A 26,749-nucleotide genomic window follows, 5' to 3' on the forward strand; every position below is an offset into this window, starting at 1 on the left:
TCAATAATTTATAACTCTGCAATTATACATTGTTAGACCTATTTTAGCAATCTTTTCCTATCATTCAACACTTCTGGGTTGGAACAGTTAGATGGATATTTGGCTCGATTGGGAGAAGATGATGGGTGGTTGGTGATATTCGATCGACGCGAGAATGCGCTGGAATTAGAAGAACGATTGAATACTGAAATTCTTCTGACACCAATGGGGCGAACGGTTACAGTTATTCGTGCGTGAAGAAGTTCTGATTAATGTCTCGATTTTTGCGATCGCCCCAGTGTGCGATCGACTCTAATCTAAAATATAATTAAGAAGGGGTTGACATACACGATCGAGCTGCGGTATTACTCGATTATATCCAGTATTGTACCGCAAGTGCAGTACAATTATGCGATCGCGCACCCATGCAACAAGCTAGTATATCCAATCTTTTCGCCAAACCTCAAACGAGGAGATTCTCAAAAATTCCAACTATGAACTACCGAAACCACATCACGATCGAAGCAAATAAACGCGGTGGTAAGCCTTGCGTGCGCGGCTTGCGAATTACGGTTTATGAAGTGCTTGAGTACCTGGCTTCCGAGATGACCGAAGCAGAAATTCAAGGGCGATTTCCCCGATCTGACGCGAGAAGATTTAAAAGCCTGCATTGCTTATGCTGCTGACCGCGAGCGTCGGTTTATGACCGCGACATTATCGGCATGAAATTACTTTTTGATGAAAAATTGTCGCCCAAGTTGCCGAATCGCTTGAGCGATATTTTCCCAAATTCGCTTCACGTCCTTTGATGTGGGCATGAAAGCCACTATCGACCCAATAGTTTGGGATTATGCCTTCATACAATAATTTGATGATTGTCTCGAAAGACGCGGATATGCACGACCTAAGCTTAGTATTTGGGAATCCACCGAAAGTTATTTGGCTTTGCCTGGGAAACTGTTCGACCTTGCAAATTTAAAATTTGCAAGGTCGAAATTTTAACGCGATCGAATTATTTTATGAAGACGAGAATTTATCGCTGCTTGCTTTATCATAATACACCGAATCGAATTAGCGTTAGGGTAGGTAGTTTTTCCATGATTATTCCACCAATCTTTTAAAGCCTCACACGCGAATTCACTGGCATATTTACTGTTTCATAATGTTATATATCCTATGTTTTGTTGAAAATCATAAATCCCATGTGGAATCACTTTTCCGTGACCTAAACTCCAAAATTCATGATCTAAAAGCGATCGCCCAACTCTACATTCTGACTCAACGCTTGTAGCCGATCGCGATCCAATAACTCAATCTGAGAACCATTGATCGTAATTAATCCTTTATCGTGGAGATGCGAGAATGCCCTAGAAAGGGTAGCAGAAATCGTCCCTAAAATAGCAGCTAGCTGAGTTTTAGTAACATCTAGATTAATAACTTGATCACCATTAGCGCGACCGCTCAAATCTAATAAATAAGCCGCTAATCTTTGTGGCACTTCTTTAAACGACAGATCTTCCACCATCTGTGCCAATTTACGCGAACGGGTTGCCAAACTTGTCAGCATATTGATGGCGAGCGCAGGATATTGATGAAGTAAATCCAGAAAAGCTAACCGAGGGAAGAAGATTAATTCTGTGGATTCCAATGCGATCGCCGAAGCTGGAAAAGCTTTGCCATCAAAGGTGGCAACTTCGGCAAAGTAATCGCCTCTTTTTAATAAATGTAAAATGTGTTCTTTCCCATTGGATGCAGTCTTAAATACCTTAACACGACCAGCTTGGACAATGAAAAACCCAGTTGCATCACTGCCCTGATGGAAAATTGTCTCATCTTTTCCAAAGGTTTGCAGTTGAGCGATCTGAGCTAAAGGAATCAGTTGCTCTGCCGATAATCCTTGAAAAATCAGAATGTTTTGTAACCAGTTGCTCAAATCGACTCTATTTAACATCGTTTAGGGTAGTGAGGATGGTTGGAACAAAGCGCCGAGCTAGACAAGATAAACGTACTTGAGCATTTTTTAAGGTTGTTTTTGACTTAAGTCAAAGCATTATTAGGTTCTATTCTCCTATGCTATGTCGATAGGTACTTTAAAACCGAATTTATGGCTTTATGGCAAACCCAACCTTTGACAAAGTGGTGACAGCCCGCGCTCGTCCCCGTCAAATTAGCCTACCCGCTTGGCTGGTGCTAATTTGCATCGTCACTTTTTCAGTGCTGATCTTTGCAGGATCGGCGATTTATAAAAATGCACCACCGATTCCCGCGACAGTGGTTTCTCCACAACAGGAAATCATTCTAACTCAGGAGAATATTCAATCTGGGCAAGTAACCTATCTAGGTCGTGGGGGGCAACATATTGGTAGTATTTGGGGGCATGGCAGTTATTTAGCACCCGACTGGACTGCCGATGTTTTACACCGTTGGGGCTTAGCAACGGCAGGAATTTTGCATAATGGCAATCCTGATTTTAGTGAAGCCGATTTACAGGCACTATCAGAAGTCGATCGCGCTACCCTCCAAGCGCAGGTACAGCAAGAATTTAAAACCAATCGTTATGAGTCAGAGACAGGCGCTTTAACCCTAACTGCGGCTCAAACTCAGGGACTAACCAAGGTTTTTGATAGCTATAAAACTTTGCTATCCCAAGGCTCCAAGATTCATTCCATTCCTAGCGGTTGGTTTACTGACGATACGCAAATCCGTAATGTCACTGCTTTCTTTACTTGGACAGCTTGGGCCGCCGCCGCCGATCGCCCGAATGCACCATTTTCCTATACCGCCAACTTTCCCCACGATGACTTGATTGGCAATCAGGCTCCGGCTCAATTCTTGATCTGGTCAATTGTGTCGGTGATTGTTCTCATTGCTGCGATCGGTGTATTTCTGTTTGTTTACATCACCCAAGAAGATAGCGAAGAAGTAATCGCTGTCGCCCATCGCCCCCTGATTCGCCTTGCCACACCTAGCCAAAAAGTCACCACCCTCTTCTTTGGGGTTGCCATGACTTTGTTTTTGGTGCAAATGTTGATGGGAATGGTCACAGCCCATTACGCGGTGGAAGGCGATGGCTTCTATGGTGTGCCACTTCAGAAATATTTACCCTATGCCGCCTCACGGACTTGGCATTTACAGCTAGCAGTATTTTGGATTGCCACCTGTTGGCTCGCCGCAGGGCTATATTTCGCGCCAAGGTTTGGTAAACATGAGCCGAAGTTGCAAGCTTGGGGCAATGGCGGTTTGTTAGTGGCTTTGACTGTCGTTGTTGTTGGTTCCTTAATCGGATCTTGGGCTAGTGTCCAAGGCATTATCGGCGGTGACAATAGTTTCTGGTTTGGACATCAGGGCTATGAATATGTAGAACTTGGTCGTCTCTGGCAATTATTGCTGATTGGTGGCATGGTGTTTTGGCTCTGGCTGATGTACCGCGCCCTCAAGCCTGCGCTCAAGGCGGAAGGTGATAAAACGGGACTGAATCATTTCTTTCTCTACAGTGCGATTACGATTCCCCTGTTCTATGCGTCAGGGTTGATGTACAACAATCACACCCATTTGAGCATTGCCGAATATTGGCGTTGGTGGGTCGTGCATTTATGGGTAGAAGGTTTCTTTGAGGTATTTGCGACGGTGGCGATCGCCTATCTATGTAGCGAGTTAGGCTTCCTAAAGCGCTCATCAGCCCTGAGAGCCACCTACATGACGACAATTCTCTATCTCGGTAGTGGCGTAATCGGCACGTTACACCATCTCTACTTTGCAGGAACACCTGTATTCATTACGTCGATGGGTTCCGTTGCTTCAGCCTTAGAAGTCGTTCCCTTGACCTTAATTGGCTTTGAAGTGGTGAAGTCGATGAAGCTATCCCAAGAAGCGCAAGGATTTTATCGAGTACCACTAAAATTCTTTATTGCCACTGCTTTTTGGAACTTAATTGGCGCAGGTGTCTTTGGTTTCTTAATCAATCCACCGATTTTCCTCTACTATTCCCAAGGACTAAACACAACCCCAATTCACGCTCACTCTGCACTCTTCGGTGTGTATGGCTCCCTGGCGATCGCCCTCATGCTATTCGCACTGCGTGAAATCACTCCCGATCGCGCATGGGATGAGAAAAACTTCAATTTATCCTTCTGGTGGATCAATGTTGGTCTAGGCATGATGATGGTTTTCGGACTGATTCCTAATGGTTTTTATCAATTGGTGCAATCCGTTAATCATGGCACTTGGTACGCTCGCAGTGCTGAAGTCATTGGTTCGGCATGGATGCAGTGGACAGTTTGGCTACGCATCCCTGGGGATATCGTCTTCTCGGTTGGTGCATTGATCCTCGTCTTTTGCGTGATTAAAGCGATCGTGGCTATTTTCCAACAGCCTACTCAAGCCCAACCCCTCGAAACCATTGCGGCTGAGATTCCGGTCGTCAGTCATTAGTTGCTCAATTGTTCCAATTATCTTTCGTATTTATTGAGGATTCAGTCAATGATTCGTCTCTTAGTTGGTATTCTCGTTTTTGTGATCAATGTCGTCTATGCCGATCGCCCTTATCCTCGGTTTTATGTGCTAGAAACCGTGGCTCGTGTTCCTTATTTCTCTTATCTATCGGTACTTCACCTCTATGAAACCTTGGGCTGGTGGCGGAAGGCTGATTGGTTAAAAATCCACTTTTCGGAGTCGTGGAATGAACTACATCATCTGTTGATTATGGAATCACTGGGAGGATCGAGCTTTTGGGTCGATCGCCTTCTAGCACGAGCCACTGCACTCATTTACTACTGGATTATCATTTTGGTCTACATGGTGTCGTCCAAATCTGCCTACAACTTCATGGAACTTGTAGAGGGACACGCCTATGCCAGCTACGACAAGTTCCTCAATGCCGAAGCTGAGGCTCTCAAGCAACAGCCCGCACCAGATGTCGCTATCCAATACTATCGAGATGGCGATTTGTATATGTTTGAGGAGTTTCAAACAAGCAGTGCTAATGTATTCCGTCGTCCAACGATCGACAATCTCTATGATGTGTTTGTTGCCATTCGGGATGATGAAATGGAACACGTGAAAACAATGGTGGCTTGTCAGCAGCCGACTGCACAATTCTCGTTAGTCAGTCCCCATGCGATGCAGGCAGCTTCTACGCTAAAGGTAGAGTTAACTGCAAAGACCGATGCTGTGGAACTCAGTCCCTCGAAATAGGTGATTTGAACCCGTCGTTCTCTGGTATGAAAACGTTGGTATCGCCCTGTGTCTAGGGGCGATCGCGGCTTTTCTGATGGATGCTATTATCGAAAACAATCACTAATTCTTATTTTGCGATCGGGACTTTCTTCCATTCGTCGATCGTCTTGGACTGAGATATGTTATCTAAACTGGTCTGCTAAAAATCCCATATCAAACTATGAACTACCGAAACCACATCACGATCGAAGCAAATAAACGCGGTGGTAAGCCTTGTGTACGCGGCTTGCGAATTACAGTTTATGAAGTGCTTGAGTACCTGGCTTCCGAGATGACAGAAGCAGAGATACTTGAAGATTTTCCCGATTTAACACGGGAAGATTTAAAAGCCTGCATTGCTTATGCTGCTGACCGTGAGCGTCGGTTTATGACTGCGACCTTATCGGCCTGAAATTACTTTTTGATGAAAACTTGTCGCCCAAGTTGCCGAATCGTTTGAGCGATATTTTCCCAAATTCGCTTCACGTCCTTTGATGTGGGAATGAAAGCAACGATCGACCCAATAGTTTGGGATAAAGATAGCTTTTTTAATTAGGACGGCTTAAGTGATTGAGTCGAATCGTGTGGCGAATTCGATCGAGGAAAGGAGATTCTGATGGGGAGTAAGAAGGAGTTGACATACATCGTCAATCTGCGGTATTATACGGCTATACTCAGTATTGTACCGCAACTGCGATATAATTATAAGTTATGCTGCTCAATCACTGAGCTATGCCGTACCAAAATTACTGCTGCCCGGAAAATCATAATGAGCCAATTTCTACGCATTTGGGAATAAAAGCATCTGCTCTATTGTCAGAGTAGTCGGGGTTTAGTCTTGCACTTCAAGAGTTTTGTATATGAGCATACAATTTGTCCAAAGCCTAAAGGGACGGATAGAGTCTGAGATTGAGATATTAGAGAGAAATATAAAAGGTCAGAAGAGTGTTAATTTTCTTATTAAAACTCGCTGCTCGATAAACTCGCTTAAAAGCCTTTCGGTGCGTCTAGCAAGAATGAAAGCACTGCTCGAAATACAAGATTATAATTTGGTTTTTATTGGGAAAATAGGCGTTGGTAAAACTACAGCTATATGTCATCTATTTAATCTGTTTCACAAAGAAGAAAAAACTGTTGGTAAAACCGGAAAGACTGTCAATAAGATTAGTGAACTGCTATCTACGGGATCAGGGAGGACAACTATTTGTGAAGTTGTCATACAGCCCTCAATGTCCAAGAGAAGCTTCCTTGAGATAGAGCCATACAGTGATGATGAAGTTAAAGAATTTATCCGAGAAGTCTGTATCTACTTCTGGAATAAGGAACATGATCAAAATTCAGAAGTAACTGGCCTACCACCTGCTGAACTGCTAAGAGCCATTAGAAATATCACTGATCTTCGAGACTCTCAGATTGAAGGAAAGCGTGTAGATAAAGCATCTGAACTTGCCCAGTCATATAAAAAAAATCTTGATGGCTTTTTAAAGTCCGTTCTTGAAAGAGCAAATTTATCACGCAGAAATCAAACCCGTTTAGAATCTCTCGATGATTTTGAAAGTGTAGAAGATGAGAGAAAGTGGTTGCGTCATAACTTTAGCAATTTGAATCTTGGAAAAATGGATAAATTCTCTTTGCCCAAGAGAATTTATGTGGGTGTTAGTAATAAACTAATTGAATTTAATAAATATCCTCGCTTCAGATCAATCATTGACACAAGAGGTATGGATGATGCCAGAGATAGAAAAGATCTGTCTGATTACATCCGTAACCAAGACAATTCAATCTGTCTGTTTGCGGAACAATTTCTAGCTGCTCCAAGTAATGTTAGCGAGCTTCTGAAGAGATACCTAACGCGAGAATCGAGAGATATTGATACAAAAGTAGCATTACTGGTTCTGCCTCGAAAGGGCGAACCTGAAGATGTCGTCAACTTAGATGGAAAAGTAGAGGATAGAGACGAGGGAATTAAGGTTAGAAAAAATCAGATCGATGATGCTTTTGCAAGAGAGAACATCAAGTTCTTGCTAGAGAATATTTTCTTCTATGATGCTCTTCAGTTCTACGACGAGGAACATATCCTGAAACCTCAGTATGAAAAGGATGATGTTTCTGATGCAAGAATTGAACTGTTAGATGCTATCAATGATTTAATTTCTAGAAGAGAGAGAGCCTTACTTCAAGAAGCAAAAAATTATGACGAGATTTTTCAAGACATCAAAAGTGGAGGAGGATTAAGCCCCCAAGAGGAAAAATTAATAAACGATCTAAAAAAAACTATTGAGTCTCATGAAAAGACAGAGTTTTTGAGTAATTTTAAGAATAGATATAAGAATCATCTTAAAAGCTATCATGTGATGGTTTTTCGTGCAATAAATAATAGGTTTGGCACCTATGATCTGCGAGATATAGATATTTATTTCGATGGTTCTACTGTTGCAGAAGTATTACTTAGGGACAGGCTTCGTGAGTCAAAGGCAGAGATTATAGGTGCTGTTGAGTTTGTTGAGCAACATGCCTCAGAACAATCAGGGCTTAAACCCGTCATGAAAATTTTAAGCGAACAAATAGATGAATATTTTGAGAAATTTATTATTGAGATCGGGCAAGAAATTTGCTGCTGTATCAAAGATAGTCTTGCTCCCCAAACTTACTCTAATGAATTTTGGGATTATGCTCAAAATAGGTGGGGTCAAGGGCATGGCTACAGAGATGATGTACTTGACCAATATGGTAGCCAAATTAATAGTTTAGATGATTGGCTGGTTGAGAGAGTACAAGAAGTTTGGAAGCAGAACTTTATGGATAGGATTCTAGAGTTCTTTGGTGAAAGTTGAAGTTGGCACAGCATAACAATCCCGCTGCACCGGAACGAAGTCGAGTTATCGGTGAGATGCAAAGTTCATCTGCGTCCGGTGAGCGGGAACGTTAGCCCGCTAAATCTTGGTTAGGGTATAGTTGATAATCATGAGTTAGTTGTAATCAAATACATTGTAAAGATTTAATAAATTTACGTAAAAACATTGTATTTATTGTGGAAAAAATATAAACTCCGAAAGGGTGCTGTTCAATTTGTTGTATTCCCGGCTTATTGATAAAAGTCGGGCTGCCGTTGGATTGAAGTTGTAAAAAATTCAAAGTGTAGGAGCATACCCATGAACAGGAGATTACTGATTTTCTCGATCGCAGCGGTGGTTTAGGGAATGGGGCATAGGTAATGGGTGGGATGTTAAACCAAAATGTCCCTGTGTACTAACGCTATCTCGCAAACGCTGCCTGACTTTGGAGATGATTCGGAAGCTCGATCGAGAGTTAAGCTAAATAAAACTCCGAGTTCTGCATCGATGCTTATTACAAGCGAATAATTTCGATCGTGCATCGCGATCGCACAAAACAAACATCAAATTCTCGAAAGAAGTTGGTTTGCCCGATAATTAATGGAACCTGAGAGGCTTGTGCCCAAGCAAATGCTAGGCGAACGGGTTCCAGATTCCCAATTTGAACATCTACAAATACACCCCGCGCCTCAACCGTTGCCAGATTTCCAGCCAATGGCAAGCGGACAGTTTGTTCCTCCCAAATTGCACCCAATTGCAGACCAATGTCATAAGGTAATAGATTGACCGCAGACCCAGTATCTAGCAGTGCATTCGCCGAGACAGAAAAGCCTGCATGAATCAGAGTGATGGGAATCGTGGGTAATGCTTCATCGTCAGAAAAGGGAAACTCGATCGAACTAGGCATGAGTAGATGCCTCTCGATCGTCCTGAATCATCTGCATCATAATGTTTGCAGCTTCCGTTGCATCGTAGAGCGATCGAACCGGATACTCTGATGCAGAAAAGATGACTTGTAGTTCAGCGTCTGGGATTTGCACTGCTAGGAGTTTGAAGAGTGATAATTTGTCTGACTGGCTCAGATTGTTCACCAAAGGTATTAACTCAGCGAGAGACATGGTTTAAACTCCCAGAAGTACGAGAATACATCTATCATAAACGCTGCCTGAGTTTGGAGATGATTCGGAATCTCGATCGAGAATTAAGGATTCCGTAGGAGATTCCGATCAAACTTTATCCTGCCCAAAAACAAAGAAAAAGCCGCCCTAAAAGGCGACGTACTGAGCGTAGCCGAAGTGACCACGAATTTCTTGATGGTACCCGCCACGTGATTTATCCGTGGAATCAATCCAAAATCGAAAATCGAAAATCCTCAAGCCCCCGCATTTATCCGTGGGGTCAATCGAAAATCTAAAATCGAAAATCTAAAATCGATTGACGGGACTTTAGCCCTCCGCTCATTACCAACAACTATCAAGGCAACTCAACCGAACTCGGTTTAGCAATGTGAGGCAATCCCCAGCCCAATTTTTCCCGCAAAATGTGGAAAAACTCAAAAGATTGCACCCGAATAAAGCGGGCTGGGTACTGAGCTCGCTCGACTTGCACCCAATCTTCGGGCAGAACATAACATCCGCCGTTACCGTCTACCACCATTACCAGGCGGTTTGGACTCGCCGGCAAAATCTTGACCGGCTCAGTGTTGGAAAACACCAAAGCCCGCGAAGCCATTGAATGCGGGCAAATAGGCAGCAACTGCAACACCGGTACTCCGGGAATGATGACCGGCCCACCGGCAGAAAGGGCGTAAGCTGTCGATCCCGTGGGAGTTGCGATGATGACTCCATCTGCGGCAATGTCAATAGAGGCGTGCTGACCGATCGCCACTTCAAAATGACACATACAAGTCAGCGGTTCCCGGTGCAGCACCATTTCATTGAGACAAAGGGCTTCCCAGAGGCAGTCGTTTTCTCGAAACAGCCGCACCGCGAGCATCGATCTTTCTTCTATTTCATATTCTCCGGCGATTACCTTTTCCAAAGCTTGCGGCAGCAAGTTCAGGTAAGTTTCTGTTAAAAAGCCCATGTGACCGGTATTGACAGTCAGCAGCGGCACTCCAATAGGAGCAACTTGGCGAAATGCCGACAGCACCGTACCGTCGCCGCCCAAAACCACTGCAAACTCCATGTCGCTGTCAAAACCGGGGGGGACGAGTTGTTCGATCTGAGTGTGGCACAGGGGGCGATCGGGGCTAGAATAGCCCAGAATTCCTCCCGAACCAGAAACCGAGCAAACCTCCCAGCCGCGGGCAGTCAGCTTGTCTTCTAACTCTGCGGCGATGCGACAAGCCACAGGTTTAACGTCGTTGTATATAATCCCAGCTTTCGGCACTTTAAAATGTAAAGGGCATTTTTTGTTTACTCCGTTTTTTAGTCTTAAGCTGCTCGTACTCTATTTCCTTGAGCTTCTTCATAATCAGATTAAAGTATTCTTCGAGATAAGACTCCAAAGTAGTAGTTTCTTTAGGGTCGATTCCGAAGACACTGTAAACATCATCCATCGGAGCTTTCAAGGGTTTTCCGGCTGCCAAAACTTCTGAAAAAGCCAATCTGTCAGCTACGTTCCAACTCCACTGAAAGAAGGTAGCTAATTTACGAGTAGCCTGCAACAAGACATCTGGGGTGCGCGTAATTTTGGCTTCCTTCCCTGACAGCCGTTCGCACAACCGCACGATTTCGTCAGCATCCCAAGCGCGATTTCCCACCACCGGAAAGCTTTTTTTCTCGGTTTCGGGAACGGAAAGGGCCCGGACGGCAAATTTAGCAACGTCCTGAGTGTTCATGTAGGCAAGGGCGGATGGCTTGTTGGGCAGCCAGACTGCCTGATTGTCCAAAATCGGCATTGCATACAGGCTCAGCAGTCCTTGCAAAAAGCCGCAAGGTCTCAAGATTGTATAGTCTAAACCGGATTCTGCTAAGAACAATTCGGTACAGCGCTTAATTTCCAACAAGGGGACTTGGGGATATTTCTCGGCGTCGAGAAAAGAAAAGAATATGTAACGCTTGATGCCTGCTGCTGCTGCTGCTTGGATCAGCGATACTTTTCCGTCCCAGTCTACTCTTTTGATGCTGACAGAATCCGCTGCACTGGCTGTTGCTGCATCGATAATAGCACTGACGCCTTCTAGGGCCGGAGGCAGACTGTCTGGCTGGCAAAGGTTCCCCGGTACGAGTTCAGCGCCCCATTCTTTCAAAAATGCAGCTTTTCTGTAACTTCTGACTAAACAGCGCACCTGGTAGCCCTCGTCTAGGGCGCGGCGGGCTATCTGGCGGCCGAGAGTGCCGGTGGCACCTAAAATCAATAAAGTCATCTAGGGATTAATTATGAATCTTAAACTTTCTATAAGATGGTATCAGGTTTTTGTTAAGTTTTTATAACAAACTTAACAAAAACCTGAAATTTTCTCATTTTAGGCTTGAGATATTCGCCAGAAGGCTTGCTTTCGGCAGCAAGGAGACTCTAGAAGGCAGAAGGTAGAAGGCTTCTGAATGATTGGTTGAAAAAAACTTATTCTTCGCCGCCTTGCAATTTGAGCAGGAGGAAGCCTCCACCTATACCCACGAAAATTAGGGAAAAGGACAAAAAGGCTGCATTGAAAATTTCAGGATTCATGGTTTTATATGTCCAATTGGGCGATCGCATTCAATAAAGATAATATAATTTGGGTCAACCAGGTACATGAATGCTAAAATTTCAGTGCCGAAATTCCTGTATTTTGTTGGAGAAAACTGCCTTGAGTCTCGATCGGGAATCAAAACTAGCTGTAACTCTGGGAGATCCGGCGGGAATTGGCCCGGAAGTGATTCTCAAGGCCTTGGCAGATCCCGCTGCTGGTTTGAGAGTAACGGTTTTCGGATCTAAGAGGATTTTGCAGCAAACTTACGATAAGTTGCGATCGAGCAATCCCGCAGCACAAGCGGCAAATCCCGAAACATTAAATATTATTGATATTGAACCAGACAGCAAGTGGGGCGAAATAGTCCCCGGTGTCGGGAGTGCAGCTAGCGGGGCGGCTAGCTTTGCTTACATGGAAAGTGCGATCGCCCGTACCATCGCCGGCGAATTCTCCGCGATCGTGACAGGCCCGATTTCCAAAACTTGCTGGCAGGCGGCAGGTTACAATTATCCCGGACAAACAGAACTCCTCGCAGAAAGGGCAAAATCGCAGCGATTCGGAATGCTGTTTGCCGCCACATCTCCCCACAGTGGCTGGACTCTGGTAACTTTACTCGCTACCACACATATTTCCCTCCGTCAAGTCCCCGATGCTTTGACTCCAGAATTACTGAGCGAAAAACTAGAATTGCTGGTAGAGTGTTTACGGGAAGATTTTGGGCTGGAAAGACCGAAAATTGCGATTTCTGGCTTAAATCCTCACAGCGGCGAAAATGGCAAACTGGGAAATGAAGAGCAAGACTGGATGATACCTTGGCTGGAAACGCAGCGCGATCGCTTTCCTCAAGTGCAGTTAGACGGGCCAGTCCCCCCCGATACCCTGTGGGTAAAACCGGCTAAAGTTTGGTACGGTTTAGCCAAGGAAGCTCACGACGGTTACTTGGCAATGTACCACGACCAGGGGTTGATTCCAGTAAAATTGATGGCTTTCGATAAAGCAGTCAACACTACAATTGGCTTGCCTTTTGTCCGCACATCTCCCGATCACGGCACAGCTTTTGATATTGTAGGTCAAGGGATTGCAGATGCCTCCAGCATGAAGGCAGCATTGCAGTTGGCGGCCCAGTTGGCTAGTCGCAGAACAGCAGTTAAAATAGGGCGATAGCTTTAGTACGCCTGACGCTTGGAAAAATTGTGTCATTCCTATTGATTTTCGCTGGGGTGAGGGGGCAAGCAAGCTGGTAATTTCCTTCGGTCGATTAAAATCAACTTTTGGTAGCGCAGTATGGCAGCATTTAATGATAATTCCGGCAAAATATATCAGTCAGAAAAAGAGGTTTCTGATGCAACTCTGGCAAGTTCTAAAGCGGGAGAGCAACTTCAGGAATTGCTAACCATACTGACTGAATTTCAGTTATTAAAAAAATCCAAAAAAGAACCAAGCGAGCTGAAGTTACCGCTTTCGGAAAAATCTGTGCAGCGGTTGGAGGATGAGGAAAATCGGCGCCAACAATTGTCTTTTCGGATCGAATCACCGAGTATTGTACCGGAAGTATTAACTAACGATGAAGAGATACCTTCTCAAAGACGAGAAAACAATAATGAGGAACCCGATTTATCTAGGGCCGGGAAGGTAGCAAGAAAAAATCGGCCGTCTGAGCAAGAATTAGAACAAGCAGTAGAGGAGTTTAAGCAGTTGCAACAACTACTGTTTGAAAGGGATTTGCCGGAATTTTACAGTAATGTTTTGAGCGTGGAACAAAGGTTAGAAAATTTTGAGAAGCTGATGTCTCAACCAGAAGAGTTGATGGTTTTACTGAAACCGTTAATTCCTGAGTTAGTGAGAGAAGAATTAGAGGAGTTGAAGTCTGAATTAAAAAAGGCGATCGACCTCGCGAGCAATAATAAAATTAATCCGATCGAGTTGGAGGCAAAATTAGCAGATTGGGAAAATCAGATTGCTAATTTGAACCAGCAGCCACTGCCGAATGCAGAACAGTTAATGCAACGGCTGATGCCGGTGGTGGGCGATCTGCTCAACCGTAAGGTAGAGGAGTCTAAGTTAGAGGTAGCTTCGGCGATCGCACCGAGAGTCAATCAAGTAATTCACAATCAAAACGGACTGGAAGAACAGGTAGTAAGAATTGAAGATAGAGTTGCGAATATTCAGCAGCGTTACCAGCAGCAACCGGAAGATTTAATCAAGCAGCTAGTACCAGTAGTTAGCGAGTTGCTGAACCGCAAAATTAGTGAATTAAAATTAGAGATTGTAGAAGCTGTTGCCCCCTCAGTACAGGTAAGAATAGCTTGGGTAGAAATAGAAGAAAAAGTATTGAGCCTCATCGAGCGCCGACTGGCTACGCAAGAGTCGCCCACTCAGAAGCCTGAAGAGATAATGGCGATGCTAATGCCGGCAATAACTGATTTGCTGAATCAGAAAATCGATGAATCAAAATTACAAGTAGCAGCGACGATCCAACCTTTGATAGAATCAGCAATTCTTCAAAGAGAAGTTCAAGGCAAATTGAGCGACGTAGAAAGTAGACTAAATAATCTTCAGCGACAGCAAAAAACTCAGCCGGAAGATATAATGGCAAGGTTAATGCCGTTAATGATTGAGTCGCTGAACCGGAAAATTGAGGAGACAAAGTTAGAGGTGAGAGAGGCGATCGCACCTGGTGTCAACACGGCTATTCAAAACAGCGGTATTGCAGCACAAATATTAAATAATGAAACTAAGATTGTCGAAGTTCAGCAGCAAGTTTTAGCCGAGATAGAAGGGTTGATGGCAAGAATAATGCCAGTGATTGTAGAAATGCTGTCCCGAAACATCGGGGAAGCAAAGCTAGAGATAGAATCTGCGATCGCCCCGGCTGTCGATGCCATCATTCAGAATAAAAGGATCGATCAAAGACTCGCGAAGATCGAACAACAGATTGTGGCGATCGAACACCGAATTTATGAATCGACAGACTTGTTTACGGATTTACTAAAACCTTTGATTGACGAGCTGATGGTTAGCCATCACGCCCAACTACAAAAGTCGGTCATCGAATCTATTTTACCATTGTTAGATGAAGTTGTAAGTTATAATTACAGACTCAACGATAAAGTAGGGGAACTCGATCGCAAAATTACTGATGCGGAATGGGGAGGCGATCGGGAAGAATTACTCGCCAGAATTAAAATCATGTTTCCCGAAATGATGCTCCAAACAATTAATGAGTCGAGAAAATCATTTGTCGAAACGATAGCTCCGATAATTGATGAAATAATTAATACCAAATCCAGAGAAAATAGACAATCGATGGGAGTAGCCATATCGCCGGCCCTGACTGTGGGAATCAGCCACCGAATGAGTGAAGCCCCCGATGAAATTGCCATGGCGATCGCGCCGGAAATGGCCGCTGCTATCAAACAGCAAATTCATCTCAAGCCAGAAGAAATGTCGGATGCACTTTATCCGATCATCGGTAGCACGATTTTAAAATACATCGCCGAGATGATGCGGGAGATTAATGAAAAACTCGAATCAGCTTTAAGTCCAGAGGGAATTAGTCGCAAAATTAAAGCAAAATTACAGGGCATTTCTGAAGCAGAATTGCTGATGAAAGAAACAACACCACTAAGTGTTAAAGCTGTTTTTTTAATTCAAGCAAAATCGGGCTTAGTAATTTCAGCAGTGCAGAAGTCTGAACGCGAACAGCTAGAATCAGATATGGTGGCTGGGATGCTGACTGCTATTCGGGCTTTTGTCAACGATTGTATATCTCAGTCGGGAAATGTGGCAGAAATTGATGCCATAGAATACGGCACATCTAAGATAGTATTGGAAGTTGCGGGTTCGTGTTATCTGGCAGTAGTGATGCAAGGAGAAACCCGCCAGTGGTTTAAGTACAAAATGCGATCGATATTCAACAATATTGTTCAAGAATACGGAACTCAAATTCAGTCATTTAACGGCGATCCAGCAACTGTACCACCCGAAGTAAACTTGAAACTGCAAAAATTAATCGATACAGAGGTAAAAGTTAAATCTCCTAAACTACCCATTGTACCCATGATCGGTTTGGCAGCGTTAGGTTTAATTGGCGTACCTTGGGGAATTCATCAATACCGCAGCGGAGTTGCAGCGAGCTTAGAAGCAGATACGAATTTAGCATTACAATCTGCTCCCGATTTATCAGTTTATCGCCTCGTGGCAGATGTTAAAGATAAAGTATTGGAGATTTCGGGACGAGTGCCGAATCAAAATCTGCGATCGAAAGCGGAAAAAATCGCTCAGCAAGCAGCTCCACAATCAAGAATTGAAAATAAAATTATAGCCGTTGAAGTACCTCCCGATCCAGTTTTAGTAGAAGCCGATGTCAAGCGGACAGCAGCTCTTTTGAATAAAGTAGAAAGCATTAATATCTCAGCTCGCTATGCAGAGGGAAAAGTCGCCATTGCAGGCAGCGTAAGCAAAGTGCCAGATGCTCAGAAAATAACTCAAGCTTTTGAGACAATTCCGGGGGTGAAGTCGGTAACAAATACAGTGATTATAGGAACTCCACCGCCACCAAAGATAATAATGCCAGTTCGCGTGTATTTCGGTGCAGGCTCGGCAAGTTTGCAGGCGAAAGACGTAGCACAAAAGCTTAGCAAAGTCAAGGAATATATGGAGAAAAATCGCACGAAGAATTTAAGGATAGTGGGCTACAGCGATTTTAAAAGCACTCCGGTAGAAAATCAAAAGTTGGCACTGGAAAGGGCGACAAATGTGAAAAATATTTTGGTTAGACAAGGGATAAATGGCAACAGAATACAAGTTGCTACTACTAAGGGTCGTCCCGAAGGTGTGGAGGCCAATCAACCGCTGTGGCTGAGCAGATTGGTAGTATTTGAGGTGATAAATTAAAGTTGGGAATTGGGAATTGGGAATTGGTAATTGGTAATTGGGAATTGTTAATTGGGCATTTTCCCTAATGACTAATGACTACTGACTAATATCATGTCCGATCGATTAACCATAATATCCCGGTCGGGGCGGGTTTTTGAGATGGTCAATTATTGGCAGGTATTGTTGGTGAACCCGCCCCTACCTGATTGCGGGTAATCGACAGGATATGACTAATGACTACTGACTACTGACTACTGACTACTGACTAATGACTTCTTCCTCTTGAATTAATCGAACTCGCCCGGAGGTAAAGGCTTGTATTCGATCGCCCGCCAAGCATATTAGCAAGCGGCCGCATCCGTCAATGCCCGCTGCTTCTCCGCAGATGGTTTCCGACGCAAGTTCGATCGCCACCGGGCAGCCAATCAACGCATCGCGGCGGCGCAATTCCGGCAAAAGTAGCGCTAAACCGGACTTGGAGGCTGGCTTGTCTGTGGTAGAAAACATATCGGCTAGTTCGAGTAAATAGTGCCGCAGTCGATCGAGCAAACACAGTTCATCCGGTACTGTACTAGCAATAGAATGCAAGCTTACCGCATTACCGAGATCCCTTTCATCCAATCCCGCAGCCGCGAAATCTACGCAGCGGTTGAGTCCAATTCCCACAACGGCGCGAGTTTTACCCAAAGCATTGCCGGAAGTGGCTTCGCAGAGAATTCCGGCTAATTTGTGGCGATCGATCCAGACATCGTTTGGCCATTTCAGGCGCAGCATATCGCGACAGTCGGGAACCAAATCTTCGATAGCGTAAATCACCGCTAAACCCGCTGCTAAACTGAGTCCCGGCAACAGAGTAGGGTTGAGGTTTTCGAGTACAAAACTAACAGTCAAGACACCGCTTGGGGCGTGCCAGGTGCGCCCGTGTTGGCCGCGCCCGCTGGTTTGTCGCTTGGTAAATACTGCATCTCCGTGGTGGAGTTGGGCCGCGCGGGCGATCGCCCAACTGTTGGTACTCGGACAGGTATCCAACGAGTGTAGCCAGTGATGGAGGTTTGGGCGATCGGGTTCTGGGGTTGCGGGCACGGGAGTTAAGGGCAATTCAGACAAGGTGTGATTTGTAGTATTTGATATCTAAAAGCTGATTATCGCATTTTCCACAAGTGCCACCTCGCGCGACGGCGAGAATTCAGAGACATTAGAGTGTAGTACAGTTTCAGCATCAGATTTACCTTACGCCACAACATCTGTTTAGCCACACAATTCTTGATTTATAAGGGTTTGCGGGAACCAAGAGTGTTGGTGGGAGCGATCGACACCCCTTTAAAAAACCCAATTTCAAAAAAAGTTGTATTACCCCCTTGACAGTCTTGTATTATGCAATGTAGTATAAATGTATGGCGAAGGGGAAAGAGCTTCAAAGCCTTGCCCAACGAGCAATATGAACCTTGAAAACAGAATAGGAAGTTAATCGTGTCACATAATTGTGGACATTGGCGGTGTAGACTCCGGCAACAAAAGCCCGATCGGGTTGTAGTACGCGGAATCAACCGCCACCCCGTCCCAACTTGAGTAATTCAAGGACTAAATATTGTTCATTTTCGCGGGGGTATAGCTCAACCGGTCAGAGCAGTCGCCTGTCGAGCGAAAGGTTGCGAGTTCAAGTCTCGTTACTCCCGTCAGTCGATTTTAGATTTTAGATTTTAGATTTTAGATTTACTCCACAGGAGAAGAATCTGGGAGCTGGAACTTTGGTCTAAAATCTACACCTCCTGTCGGAAAGCAAGTATCCGTTTTTCGGCGGGGTCAAAGTCCCGTAGGCAAAAGTCAAGCCGTCTCCCCCTCTGGCGTGAAGATTGCGAGTGCAAACCTCGTCGGGACTCCCAGGTTAGGTGGCTGAGTGGCTCAAAGCGTCGGTCTGCAAAACCGATTTTCGCGGGTTCAAATCCCGCCCTAACCTCTGTTCCTATTTATTCGCAGGAGCAATCTCAAATCTCAAAGAGCAATCCAAAATCTAAAATCTAAAATCTAAAATCGATAGTGCTGTAGGCAAATGGTTTAAGCCGCTTGGTTTTCACCCAAGTGATTTGCGGGTTCAACTCCCGTCAGCACTTCTCGTGGGTCGTTGGCAGAATGGTTTTGCAGCCGCCTTTTAAGCGGATGGATCGAGGTTCAATTCCTCGACGACCTACCAAAAATCCTATCTTGGGTCGGCCCTCCTATTGGCGTGGGTAGCTGTCTGTAAAACAGTAGCTTAAAGCGTTGCTGGTTCAATTCCAGCCTGACCCATTTGTAACTGCATTTAATATGCAGTTGCAATCTTGAGAACGTGGTGTAGCCGGATAACATCTCAGTTAATAAAGCTGAAGATTGAGGGTTCAAATCCCTCCGTTCTCGCGCTCGGAGAGGTGGCCGAGTGGCTTAAGGCGCTTTCCTGCTAAGAAAGAGCGGTTTAATAGCCGTCGAGGGTTCAAATCCCTCCTTCTCCGTTTTCCCCCCGATAGCTCAGTTGGTAGAGCGCTTGTGTGAAGAACAAGAGGTCGTCAGTTCGATACTGACTTGGGGGATTGCGTTGCCTTATAGCTCAATGGTAGAGCAAGCGGTTGTTAACCGCTAGGTTGTAGGTTCGAGTCCTACTGGGGCAGCCATTTTACACAACTTTAAAAAGTTGGTAAAGCTTTGTGCCGAGCTCATTTATAATAATAATTACTTGAGTTCTACACTTTTCATGAAATACACCAAAGAAATCTTGGAAGAAGCTGTTAAACATTCATTTTCTATCAGTGGGGTTTTAAGGCAACTTGGTATAGCAGGTGGTGGAAGTCATGGTCACATAACTAAGCGGATTAAAGAGTTGGGTATTGATACCTCTCACTTTAAACAATCCGATCAAAGTTTGAAAGGGCTTAATCCCAAAAAGCCAAGCCAAGAAATTTTGGTCCTAAGTTCGCGCAATCAAAGAACACCAACATTCCAACTTAGAAGAGCATTAATGGAGATTGGTAGAGAGTATAAATGTGAAAACAATAAATGTTTGGTGCAAAGTGAATGGTTAGGAGAGAAGTTAGTTTTAGACATCGATCACATCAATGGGAATTGGCAAGATAATAGGCAAGAGAATCTGAGATTTATTTGCCCTAACTGTCACAGACAAACTGAAAATTATGGAAGTAAACGCAGAGAGCCGGAAGCAAATAATTACATAGCTCACCAGAATAAAAGAGTTCCTCATATGAAAGCCAGAAAAGTTGAGCGTCCCTCTAAAGAAGAGCTAGAAAAAATGCTTTGGGAAAAACCAACCACTTACTTAGCAAAAGAGTTTGGTGTCAGTGGCAAGGCAATAGAAAAATGGTGTAAGACTTATGGAATTCAGAAACCGCCAAGAGGATATTGGAACCGAAATAAAATATATTAAATATCTAAATATTTAGTAAGTTGAGTAAATGTTATTGGGAAGTCGCCTAATCGGTATGGCACCGCTCTTTGAAAGCGGCAAAATGCAGGTTCGATCCCTGCCTTCCCAGTTCTGCTATTACCAAAGCAGATAAATTACACTCCTGTAGCCCAATTGGCAGAGGCCGCAATTTCAAAAATTGTGTTGTGTGAGTTCAAATCTCACCTGGAGTACCAAATTTTTCACTAAGTTTCTACTTGCTCCTGTGGCGGAATTGGCAGACGCGGCAGACTTAAAATCTGTTCTATTTTGATTGTGAGTTCGAGTCTCACTAGGAGCATGAACGGGATGTAATTCAGCGGCCAGAAGCCATGCTTTGGGAGCATGGAGTCGTTGGTTCAAATCCAACCATCCCGACTTTACCCCTGTGGTGTAATTGGAAAACATCACTCGCTCAAAACGAGTGTTTTTTCCAGGTTCGAGGCCGGTCAGGGGTATTTGGCTAACAGCCAATTTCTGCTATTTGCTCTCGTGGCGGAACGGCAGACGCGCTAGGTCGAGAGCCTAGTTTTTTACAGGTTCAAATCCTGTCGAGAGCATAAATTTTTAATAAATATAGGAGGAACTTACAGTGTTTAGAAAAGTTTAGGAAAAAAGTACGCGCGGCGCAGCTATCCCGTAGAGAATCGCCCAATTAAAATTTGCCCCTGTAGCCCAATTGGAAGAGGCGTCTCATTTAGGGTGAGAAGGTTGCTGGTTCGAGACCAGCCAGGGGTATTTGGTAATAGCCCGGGGATGGAGCAACGGCTAGGCTTGGCAGTCTCATAAGCTGCAAATCAGCAAGTTCAATTCTTGCCCCCGCCACCAAAAATGCAGGTGTGATGTAATTGGCAACATGAGGTTCTTGTAAAGCTTTCTTGCGAGTTCAAATCTCGCCATCTGCTGTGCTGGTGTAGCTCAATTAGGCAGAGCAACTGATTTGTAATCAGTCGGTTGTAGGTTCAATTCCTATCACCAGCCCCACAATTGCGGATATGGTGTAACGGTAGCATTCGAGTCTTCCAAACTCTAGGCACGAGTTCGAGCCTCGTTATCCGCTTGGGGAAACAAGAAGTTTGTTAAATCTCACCTCTTGCACCCTTCTCCAGAACAGGCAAGATGCCTGTTCCACAAGAAAATATACTCTTTGTGGAACGGGCATCTTGCCTGTTCATAAAAGGCTTATTGACAATGGTGCAACATCTCAGTTAAATCCAAAATCTCAAATTTTAAATCGGTTTGCGGATGTCATGTAGCGGCTAGCATCTGAGTATGCCATTCTCAGCGCATGGGTTCGAGTCCCATCATCCGCTTTTGTAGTCCTGAGCTTCGATGGTAGAGCGTTTGCCTTACAAGCAGACGCGGGGTAATCTCCTGTCAGGACTACTAATTTATGGGAGTGTAGCTCAATGGATAGAGCGCCGCGCTAGGCGCTACCGCGCACGCTTCGCTAACGGACGCGGATGTTGTGGGTTCGAGTCCTACCACTCTCGTTGTTTTTGCTTTAATTTAAGGAGGTTGATTCCATTGAATGAATAATTTTTTATAGTAAGATCGATTCCCGTAGGGAATCGCACAAATCAACAAAAAATACGGGAGTGTAACTCAACTGGATAGAGTGTCGAGCTTCTACCTCGAATGTTGTGGGTTCAAGTCCTACCGCTCCTGCTGTCTGGGGTTCGTAGCTTAATTGGTAAAGCATCTAACTGGCTGTTAGAAAGATATCGGTTCAAATCCGATCGCAATCCACCACACCGATTTTAGATTTTAGATTTTGGATTTTGGATTTGAGATTGATTTCACAAATCAATCTGGAAGCTTGAATATTCGTCTAAGATTTTGTTATGGGCGACTTAATACCACTTTAAAAAACTAATTAAACTGTCGGGAATCTCCAAACCCATATCCACTAACTCATCCCCAATCTCAAATCTAAAATCTAAAATCTAAAATAGTATAAGGGGTCATAGCTCAATTGGTAGAGCGCTTGCTTTGCACGCAAGAGGTCAGGAGTTCGATTCTCCTTGACTCCACTTACGGTGTCTGAAATCGAAGCGGTCGAGACGCTAGCCCGTGAAGCTAGTTATTAGCGGGTTCAATCCCCGTCAGACACCCCTTGGAAGATGCCGCTAAATGGTTGGCAACCAGTCTTGAAAACTGGGGTACAGGTAACTGTAAGGGTTCGATTCCTTCATCTTCCTTTTAACCACCGGAAGTCGAAAAGCGAGACACCGTGCTGATAACGCGGGGATAGGAGGGGCAGTACCTCCTCGGTGGATGGATTGGTTTATAATAAGTCTAAATTTACTACTTATTCAACATAAAAGCCAGGAGCGTTAAAGTTCTAAAATTAGAATTGATTCAGTGGATTTTGTTATTGAAGGATATTCAAATTTTAAACTAAATCCAAAAACTGAAAGAAACGTCGCCTGAAAAGACTGCCGTCTTCAAACCCCGTAAATTTGGCTGTGAAAAAGGAATTTTTACTTGCGTTGCGGATGAGTTTGATGAAACAAGTCCTGGTTTTTACGATGTAAAATTGTTGTACCAAATGAACGTGAAAGATGAGAAAACTAAACTATTACGTTGCTTGCACAGTTGATGGGTTTATTGCTCGCGAAGATGGGTCATTTGATTGTTTCCCTATGGACGGAGAGCATTTTGCTGATTTGTTAGATTCCTTTCCTGAAACTTTTCCGGCTCACTTTCAGGAAGCACGAGGCATTCGTGCAGAGAACAAGCAGTTTGATGCGGTTTTGATGGGACGGAAAACCTATGAGGTAGGGCTAAATGTTGGTGTAACTAATCCTTATCCCAGCTTGAAGCAGTATGTCTTTTCGCGCACTATGGAAGCCAGTCCCGATGAGAATATTGAACTTGTTTCGGACAATCCTGTTGAATTGGTTAAGGAATTGAAAAGGGAAACGGGTAAAGACATCTGGCTCTGCGGTGGTGGGGCTTTAGCGGCAACTCTTTTTTCTGAGATTGACGAGATGATTGTGAAGTTAAATCCGGTAGTAATTGGAGCGGGAATTCCTCTTTTTTCCGGTGCAATCGAGCCGACCAATTTGGAAGTTGCCGATCGCAAAATCTACAGCAACGGTTTCATGTTGCTTCATTATCGAGTGAAGCATTAGCGATAAGCTGTTCGGCATTTAAAGGACTTGCGTAAGGTGCGTCAGCATCTAAGGTTTTCCGTTTCAGCGTAAAAGTTCTAGCTGACGCACCCTACTAGCCTTGTTACTGGTTTAAATGCTCCACAGCTTAAGGACTTTATTTGTTGCAATTACTGCGGGCAAAAAAGGACTGAAGTCCTTACTACAAAATGATTTTCTAGGAATTACACAAAAATTGTATGCGGTATTTTCTCGATTTCAATGTTGAGTCAGACTGATATCTTGCACCATTCTCAATTAGCGGTAGGGGCGGGTTCGCCAACAGCCTTAAAGCTTGCAAATAGGTTCTATAAACCCGCCCGACCCCACGAAAAATCCTCTTATTGATATTGCTGCAAGATGTCAGGTCAGACCGATCGCCACAAATTTTTACAGAAATAGTTGATTTTTCAAAACGGTTGTGTTATACTAGCTTAGATGCGGGAGTATAGCTCAGTTGGTTAGAGCAGGTGACTCTTAATCTCAAGGTCGAAGGTTCAAGTCCTTCTACTCCCATCCCAAATAACCTACTATTCACAAGGCTTTGAGACTTTAAACTGTCTCTAGTTTGTCGTTTTCCACTCATTTTGCGCTCACGATAGCAGCCAATGGCGGTAGCGGTTGGATTACTGTGAGTGTTTGCGTTGTCGGATTTTTAATGTCGATCGACTCATCCGATCGATAAAAGTGCGATCGCCCAAGCTATTTTGAAACTGAATAACAACAGGGAATGGTGATTAGCTATGATGGCAAATCTCTCGGCGCGCTGCTATGGGGGCGATCGCGATTTAGATGCGATCGCCCATTTAATCAATACTTGCGAAGAAGTCGATCGGCTCGATGAAGGCACTTCCATCTCGGAATTACAACAAGAATTTAACCAACCGTCCCTAGATGTAGCCCGCGATATCCGCCTTTGGGAAGATGCGGAAGGAAAATTAATCGGTTTTGCTCAGTTGTCGGTTTCTGAGCCTGGGGAAGTAATTGACGGTTGGCTGTGGTTTCGCGTCCACCCCGACGTGCGATCCGGTGATGTGGAAGCAGCCGCGATCGCCTGGGGTGAAGTGCGGATGCGCGAGGTGTCTGCGATGCGGGGCGGGCGCGTGAAGCTGCGAACCTACGCGCGCGCTGAGGATTGCGATCGCATTTCTGTGCTGACAAGTTGCGGTTTTAAGGCCGATCGCTATTTTTGCCGAATGGCGCGATCGCTCTCTGAACCGATCCCAGAACCGCAATTCCCCGAAGGTTTTGCCCTCATTCAGTTCCCCGGCGAACAGGATGCGGCAGCTTGGGTAGAAATGTTCAACCAGTCATTTATCGATCACTGGAATCATCACGATTTAACGGTGGATAAATTTAAGCACGAGTTAGCTAAACCCGATTACAGAAATGATTTAGACTTGATTGCTGTTGCTGATGACGGCACATTTGTCAGTTTTTGTTACTGCGAGATTAGTGTGCAAGAGTGCGATCGTACCGGGCGCAATGAAGGCTGGATTGCTTGTCTCGGCACTAGGCGTGGCTTCCGCAAAATTGGATTGGGACGAGCAATGTTGCTGGCTGGTTTGCATCGACTGAAAGCTGCCGGTGTCGCTACTGCTATTATCGGCGTCGATGCTGCAAATTCATCAGGTGCGATGCGACTTTACGAGTCTGCTGGCTTCCACAATATTCGCAACAGCATTTCTTATTTTAAGGATGTTTGATTGATACAGCATATTCCATGTAGATGTGGTACACACAATCTTCTAGCCCGTGTAAGGTGCGTCGCCACCCGTCAATCTGTAAGTTTTATCGACCAATATTTCGCAGCGACGCACCCTACAGATTAACACCACACACTATATTTATAGTGTACTTCCTGAACCACCGAAGAGGCTGTATTTTTTGGTGAAACAACCCGGTTTCTGGCTACCCGTGCATAAGTCCTATCTAATTATGGGCGGGCTCTCCTGCCCAACCCCTACTCCCCACAATCAAATTCACAGGCGGGCTCTCCTGCCCAACCCCTACTCCCCACAATCAAACTCATTCTTTGTGGAACAGGCATCTTGCCTGTTCCTAACAATAGTGCAAGATATCCGATCTAAAAAAACTTTTGCTACCCCCTTGACACTTATGTAGTATTTATGTAATATATAAATATGGAAAGCGCAGGACAAGCAAAAACCTGTATTTTTCGTGCAAATTCTGAACCTTGACAACTAAATATTGCTCAAATTTTCAACGAAGATCAATTTGAAAGTCTTGTAATATAGACTCGATGGTCATGTTGTTACTTTATACGAAACTGTTCGGTTACAAATTGACTCGAACCGAGTCAGATGTTGTACGAAATAAGTCTAATTTCAACGAATTTAATGCGGATTCAGAACAAACAATTTCAGCCAGATTTCAATCAAGCAAAAAGGCTGAGCAAATCCGCAATGTCAAACAAGCTTATCATTTAGAACGGCGCTTCTTTCAGTAAAGATTATCAGATTTCGTGAATCTTTACCGATACTGGCAATTTGCTAAGTCTCACAAAAAGCCAAATTCGAGAGCAGATAAGCTACTAATCCAAAATCCAAAATTGCTCTAGGAGGTATCGGTAATGGTTCACATTCGTTTTGAAGGACGTTCCTACGACGTGGCAGAAAACCAATTGGGCATCGCGGCAGGAATGAGCGACAAGGCTATTAAGGAACGTCTGGCAAATCATTTTGATGTCAAGGGCGATCGCTTCGAGTCTTACGTTCTGGATCGCCGTCCCAGCGGTGATTTAATTGTCCGCCCAGAAGCTGTTTACGGCTAGAAATTCACTGAAAGCACGTATTAGGCAGCGCACCCCAACTAAAGAAGCTTACAAACTGGATACGTTCGACTTTAAATCGAATTGTAGGTTCAATTCCTACTTGCCGCGAGGCTAAAGCTTCTCTGACTTGTGCGCTGCCTTTTATAGCTGAATTTTTTATATCTATCCGGCACTTAAAAGTTCCACTTCGCGCCCCAACAAAGGAAGCCTACATACTAGCTCTTGATTGGGCATTTCTCTGAAAATAGAAGTCGCGGGTTCAACTCCTGCGTATGAACAACGGCTTTCTGAACTTGCGCGAAGTGACTTTTAATGCTATAAGCTCTTGTTGTTAATTCAGGATAATAATTAAGTAATCCTGTTTGTATTGAAGACTTCCGTTCTCAAAAATAAATTGGTATTAGCCATGAGAAAATGTTGGCCGATATCTCGCCGATGAAAGTCACAATTACTCGATCGTACATCTGGCTAACGGTTTGATTGCAAAATATGCCGATCGCAGTTTACCCTTTCGCTACTAGACGCGCGATCGCCTGATGTCCTGGGAAGCTCGGATTAATTGGGTTGAACCAGATTTGAAGTCACTCGACTCCGAAATAGTCCGCCAGGGATTGAAATCCCTGTCTAATAGCTAAAGTCCTCGCTATGAGGACTAAAGATATTTGTTTTTCTTGGTTTTTAATCACCGAAAATACATTTTTAAACACGCATTTCAGTCCTCTTAAGAGCGTTCCACCGGCGTCGCACGCCGGTTATGAATAAAAGAAACAGTAAAGCTAGCCCAAAAGT

Annotated in this window: 21 protein-coding genes, 26 tRNA genes and 1 pseudogene; 41 read left to right on the forward strand and 7 right to left on the reverse strand. The window is 44.4% G+C overall.

Translation table 11 applies throughout. From position 1 onward, the window contains the following. Positions 1–78: 78 nt before the first annotated feature. The 4 genes and pseudogenes from QUB20_RS21895 (at position 79) to QUB20_RS21910 (ending at position 958) form a co-directional block, all read left to right on the forward strand. Entirely contained in the window at positions 79–237 is a 159-nt protein-coding gene (locus QUB20_RS21895) for a hypothetical protein (RefSeq protein WP_333249448.1), read from the forward strand. A gap of 236 nt (positions 238–473) precedes the next feature. Further along, positions 474–705, forward strand: a pseudogene (locus QUB20_RS21900) (DUF433 domain-containing protein). Beyond that, positions 702–788, forward strand: coding sequence for a DUF5615 family PIN-like protein (locus QUB20_RS21905; protein ID WP_333291648.1), 87 nt, complete (start codon positions 702–704; stop codon positions 786–788). The pseudogene QUB20_RS21900 and the gene QUB20_RS21905 overlap by 4 nt, the downstream one beginning before the upstream one ends. 86 nt (positions 789–874) lie before the next feature. Then, positions 875–958, forward strand: coding sequence for a hypothetical protein (locus tag QUB20_RS21910; protein WP_333291650.1), 84 nt, complete (start codon positions 875–877; stop codon positions 956–958). Between the two features lie 267 nt (positions 959–1,225). Here QUB20_RS21910 and QUB20_RS21920 read toward each other — a convergent pair whose 3' ends face one another. Beyond that, the gene (locus QUB20_RS21920; RefSeq protein WP_333291646.1) at positions 1,226–1,930 is read right to left on the reverse strand and encodes a Crp/Fnr family transcriptional regulator; all 705 of its coding nucleotides are present in this window, start codon (positions 1,928–1,930) and stop codon (positions 1,226–1,228) included. Between the two features lie 161 nt (positions 1,931–2,091). Here QUB20_RS21920 and QUB20_RS21925 point away from each other — a divergent pair, with 161 nt between their 5' ends. The 5 genes from QUB20_RS21925 (at position 2,092) to QUB20_RS21940 (ending at position 8,027) form a co-directional block, all read left to right on the forward strand. After that, positions 2,092–4,410 (forward strand): nitric-oxide reductase large subunit, encoded by a 2,319-nt coding sequence (locus QUB20_RS21925; protein WP_333249446.1) that lies wholly within the window; start codon positions 2,092–2,094, stop codon positions 4,408–4,410. A 48-nt stretch (positions 4,411–4,458) separates the two neighbouring features. Further along, the gene (locus tag QUB20_RS21930; RefSeq protein WP_333249444.1) at positions 4,459–5,172 is read left to right on the forward strand and encodes an alternative oxidase; all 714 of its coding nucleotides are present in this window, start codon (positions 4,459–4,461) and stop codon (positions 5,170–5,172) included. 202 nt (positions 5,173–5,374) lie between these two features. After that, positions 5,375–5,605, forward strand: coding sequence for a DUF433 domain-containing protein (locus tag QUB20_RS21935; RefSeq protein ID WP_333249442.1), 231 nt, complete (start codon positions 5,375–5,377; stop codon positions 5,603–5,605). A gap of 32 nt (positions 5,606–5,637) precedes the next feature. After that, positions 5,638–5,688, forward strand: a complete 51-nt coding sequence (locus QUB20_RS28765) for a hypothetical protein (RefSeq protein ID WP_445299425.1) — start codon at positions 5,638–5,640, stop codon at positions 5,686–5,688. A 365-nt stretch (positions 5,689–6,053) separates the two neighbouring features. Next, positions 6,054–8,027 carry a hypothetical protein gene (locus QUB20_RS21940; protein ID WP_333249439.1) on the forward strand — a complete coding sequence of 658 codons (1,974 nt, stop codon included), beginning with the start codon at positions 6,054–6,056 and terminating at the stop codon, positions 8,025–8,027. Between the two features lie 514 nt (positions 8,028–8,541). Here the strand turns inward: QUB20_RS21940 and QUB20_RS21945 are convergent. From QUB20_RS21945 to petM, 5 genes are all read right to left on the reverse strand, one after another. After that, on the reverse strand, positions 8,542–8,934 hold the full coding sequence (locus QUB20_RS21945) for an aspartyl protease family protein (RefSeq protein ID WP_333249437.1): 393 nt from the start codon (positions 8,932–8,934) through the stop codon (positions 8,542–8,544). After that, complete coding sequence (locus QUB20_RS21950) at positions 8,927–9,145, reverse strand: hypothetical protein (RefSeq protein ID WP_333249435.1); 219 nt, start codon at positions 9,143–9,145, stop codon at positions 8,927–8,929. The genes QUB20_RS21945 and QUB20_RS21950 overlap by 8 nt, the downstream gene beginning before the upstream one ends. Before the next feature lie 355 nt (positions 9,146–9,500). Then, positions 9,501–10,418, reverse strand: a complete 918-nt coding sequence (locus tag QUB20_RS21955; RefSeq protein WP_190657000.1) for an NAD(+) kinase — start codon at positions 10,416–10,418, stop codon at positions 9,501–9,503. Between the two features lies 1 nt (position 10,419). Continuing rightward, on the reverse strand, positions 10,420–11,397 hold the full coding sequence (locus QUB20_RS21960) for an NmrA family NAD(P)-binding protein (protein WP_333101618.1): 978 nt from the start codon (positions 11,395–11,397) through the stop codon (positions 10,420–10,422). A 197-nt stretch (positions 11,398–11,594) separates the two neighbouring features. Then, positions 11,595–11,699, reverse strand: coding sequence for a cytochrome b6-f complex subunit PetM (gene petM / locus QUB20_RS21965; protein WP_172189541.1), 105 nt, complete (start codon positions 11,697–11,699; stop codon positions 11,595–11,597). 70 nt (positions 11,700–11,769) lie between these two features. Between petM and pdxA the strand changes: the two genes are divergently transcribed. Then, positions 11,770–12,867, forward strand: a complete 1,098-nt coding sequence (pdxA, locus tag QUB20_RS21970) for a 4-hydroxythreonine-4-phosphate dehydrogenase PdxA (RefSeq protein ID WP_333249432.1) — start codon at positions 11,770–11,772, stop codon at positions 12,865–12,867. 120 nt (positions 12,868–12,987) lie between these two features. Then, the gene (locus QUB20_RS21975) at positions 12,988–16,599 is read left to right on the forward strand and encodes an OmpA family protein (RefSeq protein WP_333249430.1); all 3,612 of its coding nucleotides are present in this window, start codon (positions 12,988–12,990) and stop codon (positions 16,597–16,599) included. Positions 16,600–16,839: 240 nt separating this feature from the next. On the opposite strand, the gene QUB20_RS21980 is transcribed toward QUB20_RS21975, so the two are convergent. Further along, complete coding sequence (locus tag QUB20_RS21980; protein ID WP_333249428.1) at positions 16,840–17,688, reverse strand: biotin--[acetyl-CoA-carboxylase] ligase; 849 nt, start codon at positions 17,686–17,688, stop codon at positions 16,840–16,842. 495 nt (positions 17,689–18,183) lie between these two features. On the opposite strand from QUB20_RS21980, the gene QUB20_RS21985 reads away from it, so the two are divergent. From QUB20_RS21985 to QUB20_RS22130, 30 genes are all read left to right on the forward strand, one after another. Further along, positions 18,184–18,257, forward strand: a tRNA-Asp gene (locus QUB20_RS21985). A 207-nt stretch (positions 18,258–18,464) separates the two neighbouring features. Beyond that, positions 18,465–18,538, forward strand: a tRNA-Cys gene (locus QUB20_RS21990). Positions 18,539–18,617: 79 nt separating this feature from the next. Further along, positions 18,618–18,692: transfer RNA gene (locus QUB20_RS21995), tRNA-Glu, on the forward strand. Positions 18,693–18,697: 5 nt separating this feature from the next. Then, a tRNA-Lys gene (locus QUB20_RS22000) sits at positions 18,698–18,772 on the forward strand. A 13-nt stretch (positions 18,773–18,785) separates the two neighbouring features. Further along, positions 18,786–18,867, forward strand: a tRNA-Tyr gene (locus QUB20_RS22005). A 34-nt stretch (positions 18,868–18,901) separates the two neighbouring features. Further along, a tRNA-Tyr gene (locus QUB20_RS22010) sits at positions 18,902–18,975 on the forward strand. Positions 18,976–18,980: 5 nt separating this feature from the next. Next, positions 18,981–19,067, forward strand: a tRNA-Ser gene (locus QUB20_RS22015). Between the two features lie 5 nt (positions 19,068–19,072). Next, positions 19,073–19,145, forward strand: a tRNA-Phe gene (locus tag QUB20_RS22020). Between the two features lie 6 nt (positions 19,146–19,151). Beyond that, positions 19,152–19,226, forward strand: a tRNA-Asn gene (locus QUB20_RS22025). An 80-nt stretch (positions 19,227–19,306) separates the two neighbouring features. Then, positions 19,307–19,993, forward strand: coding sequence for a hypothetical protein (locus tag QUB20_RS22030; RefSeq protein ID WP_333249426.1), 687 nt, complete (start codon positions 19,307–19,309; stop codon positions 19,991–19,993). Positions 19,994–20,028: 35 nt separating this feature from the next. Next, a tRNA-Gln gene (locus QUB20_RS22035) sits at positions 20,029–20,102 on the forward strand. Positions 20,103–20,131: 29 nt separating this feature from the next. After that, positions 20,132–20,208: transfer RNA gene (locus tag QUB20_RS22040), tRNA-Leu, on the forward strand. Positions 20,209–20,231: 23 nt separating this feature from the next. Continuing rightward, positions 20,232–20,312 (forward strand) — tRNA-Leu (locus QUB20_RS22045). Positions 20,313–20,316: 4 nt separating this feature from the next. Beyond that, positions 20,317–20,389 (forward strand) — tRNA-Pro (locus QUB20_RS22050). A gap of 108 nt (positions 20,390–20,497) precedes the next feature. Further along, positions 20,498–20,571 (forward strand) — tRNA-Leu (locus tag QUB20_RS22055). 104 nt (positions 20,572–20,675) lie between these two features. Further along, positions 20,676–20,749, forward strand: a tRNA-Leu gene (locus QUB20_RS22060). 95 nt (positions 20,750–20,844) lie between these two features. After that, a tRNA-Thr gene (locus tag QUB20_RS22065) sits at positions 20,845–20,916 on the forward strand. Positions 20,917–20,918: 2 nt separating this feature from the next. Beyond that, positions 20,919–20,995: transfer RNA gene (locus QUB20_RS22070), tRNA-Thr, on the forward strand. Positions 20,996–21,000: 5 nt separating this feature from the next. Further along, positions 21,001–21,071: transfer RNA gene (locus QUB20_RS22075), tRNA-Gly, on the forward strand. 181 nt (positions 21,072–21,252) lie between these two features. After that, positions 21,253–21,324: transfer RNA gene (locus QUB20_RS22080), tRNA-Gly, on the forward strand. A gap of 82 nt (positions 21,325–21,406) precedes the next feature. Then, positions 21,407–21,504: transfer RNA gene (locus QUB20_RS22085), tRNA-OTHER, on the forward strand. Between the two features lie 101 nt (positions 21,505–21,605). Then, positions 21,606–21,679, forward strand: a tRNA-Arg gene (locus tag QUB20_RS22090). A gap of 7 nt (positions 21,680–21,686) precedes the next feature. Further along, positions 21,687–21,763: transfer RNA gene (locus QUB20_RS22095), tRNA-Ala, on the forward strand. Between the two features lie 208 nt (positions 21,764–21,971). Next, positions 21,972–22,044, forward strand: a tRNA-Ala gene (locus QUB20_RS22100). Positions 22,045–22,129: 85 nt separating this feature from the next. Next, a tRNA-Ser gene (locus QUB20_RS22105) sits at positions 22,130–22,212 on the forward strand. Positions 22,213–22,575: 363 nt separating this feature from the next. After that, complete coding sequence (locus tag QUB20_RS22110) at positions 22,576–23,148, forward strand: dihydrofolate reductase family protein (RefSeq protein ID WP_333053563.1); 573 nt, start codon at positions 22,576–22,578, stop codon at positions 23,146–23,148. 460 nt (positions 23,149–23,608) lie between these two features. Next, positions 23,609–23,682 (forward strand) — tRNA-Lys (locus QUB20_RS22115). Positions 23,683–23,909: 227 nt separating this feature from the next. Beyond that, a complete protein-coding gene (locus QUB20_RS22120) occupies positions 23,910–24,872 on the forward strand; it encodes a GNAT family N-acetyltransferase (RefSeq protein WP_333249424.1) in 963 nt (320 codons plus the stop codon). Positions 24,873–25,759: 887 nt separating this feature from the next. Continuing rightward, positions 25,760–25,960, forward strand: coding sequence for a hypothetical protein (locus tag QUB20_RS22125; RefSeq protein ID WP_190657014.1), 201 nt, complete (start codon positions 25,760–25,762; stop codon positions 25,958–25,960). Beyond that, a tRNA-OTHER gene (locus tag QUB20_RS22130) sits at positions 25,920–26,068 on the forward strand. The genes QUB20_RS22125 and QUB20_RS22130 overlap by 41 nt, the downstream gene beginning before the upstream one ends. The last annotated feature ends 681 nt before the right edge of the window (positions 26,069–26,749 follow it).

Source organism: Microcoleus sp. B4-C2 (assembly GCF_036705265.1).
Classification (GTDB): Bacteria; Cyanobacteriota; Cyanobacteriia; order Cyanobacteriales; family Microcoleaceae; genus Microcoleus.

Excerpts from the sequence above, each read along its gene's own strand:
- QUB20_RS21905 (WP_333291648.1), top strand. The coding sequence starts at position 702 with ATGAAATTACTTTTTGATGAAAAATTGTCGCCCAAGTTGCCGAATCGC.
- QUB20_RS21910 (WP_333291650.1), top strand. The coding sequence starts at position 875 with ATGCACGACCTAAGCTTAGTATTTGGGAATCCACCGAAAGTTATTTGG.
- QUB20_RS21920 (WP_333291646.1), bottom strand. The coding sequence starts at position 1,930 with ATGTTAAATAGAGTCGATTTGAGCAACTGGTTACAAAACATTCTGATT.
- QUB20_RS21925 (WP_333249446.1), top strand. The coding sequence starts at position 2,092 with ATGGCAAACCCAACCTTTGACAAAGTGGTGACAGCCCGCGCTCGTCCC.
- QUB20_RS21930 (WP_333249444.1), top strand. The coding sequence starts at position 4,459 with ATGATTCGTCTCTTAGTTGGTATTCTCGTTTTTGTGATCAATGTCGTC.
- QUB20_RS21935 (WP_333249442.1), top strand. The coding sequence starts at position 5,375 with ATGAACTACCGAAACCACATCACGATCGAAGCAAATAAACGCGGTGGT.
- QUB20_RS21940 (WP_333249439.1), top strand. The coding sequence starts at position 6,054 with ATGAGCATACAATTTGTCCAAAGCCTAAAGGGACGGATAGAGTCTGAG.
- QUB20_RS21945 (WP_333249437.1), bottom strand. The coding sequence starts at position 8,934 with ATGCCTAGTTCGATCGAGTTTCCCTTTTCTGACGATGAAGCATTACCC.
- QUB20_RS21950 (WP_333249435.1), bottom strand. The coding sequence starts at position 9,145 with ATGTCTCTCGCTGAGTTAATACCTTTGGTGAACAATCTGAGCCAGTCA.
- QUB20_RS21960 (WP_333101618.1), bottom strand. The coding sequence starts at position 11,397 with ATGACTTTATTGATTTTAGGTGCCACCGGCACTCTCGGCCGCCAGATA.
- petM (WP_172189541.1), bottom strand. The coding sequence starts at position 11,699 with ATGAATCCTGAAATTTTCAATGCAGCCTTTTTGTCCTTTTCCCTAATT.
- pdxA (WP_333249432.1), top strand. The coding sequence starts at position 11,770 with ATGCTAAAATTTCAGTGCCGAAATTCCTGTATTTTGTTGGAGAAAACT.
- QUB20_RS21975 (WP_333249430.1), top strand. The coding sequence starts at position 12,988 with ATGGCAGCATTTAATGATAATTCCGGCAAAATATATCAGTCAGAAAAA.
- QUB20_RS22030 (WP_333249426.1), top strand. The coding sequence starts at position 19,307 with ATGAAATACACCAAAGAAATCTTGGAAGAAGCTGTTAAACATTCATTT.
- QUB20_RS22110 (WP_333053563.1), top strand. The coding sequence starts at position 22,576 with ATGAGAAAACTAAACTATTACGTTGCTTGCACAGTTGATGGGTTTATT.
- QUB20_RS22120 (WP_333249424.1), top strand. The coding sequence starts at position 23,910 with ATGATGGCAAATCTCTCGGCGCGCTGCTATGGGGGCGATCGCGATTTA.
- QUB20_RS22125 (WP_190657014.1), top strand. The coding sequence starts at position 25,760 with ATGGTTCACATTCGTTTTGAAGGACGTTCCTACGACGTGGCAGAAAAC.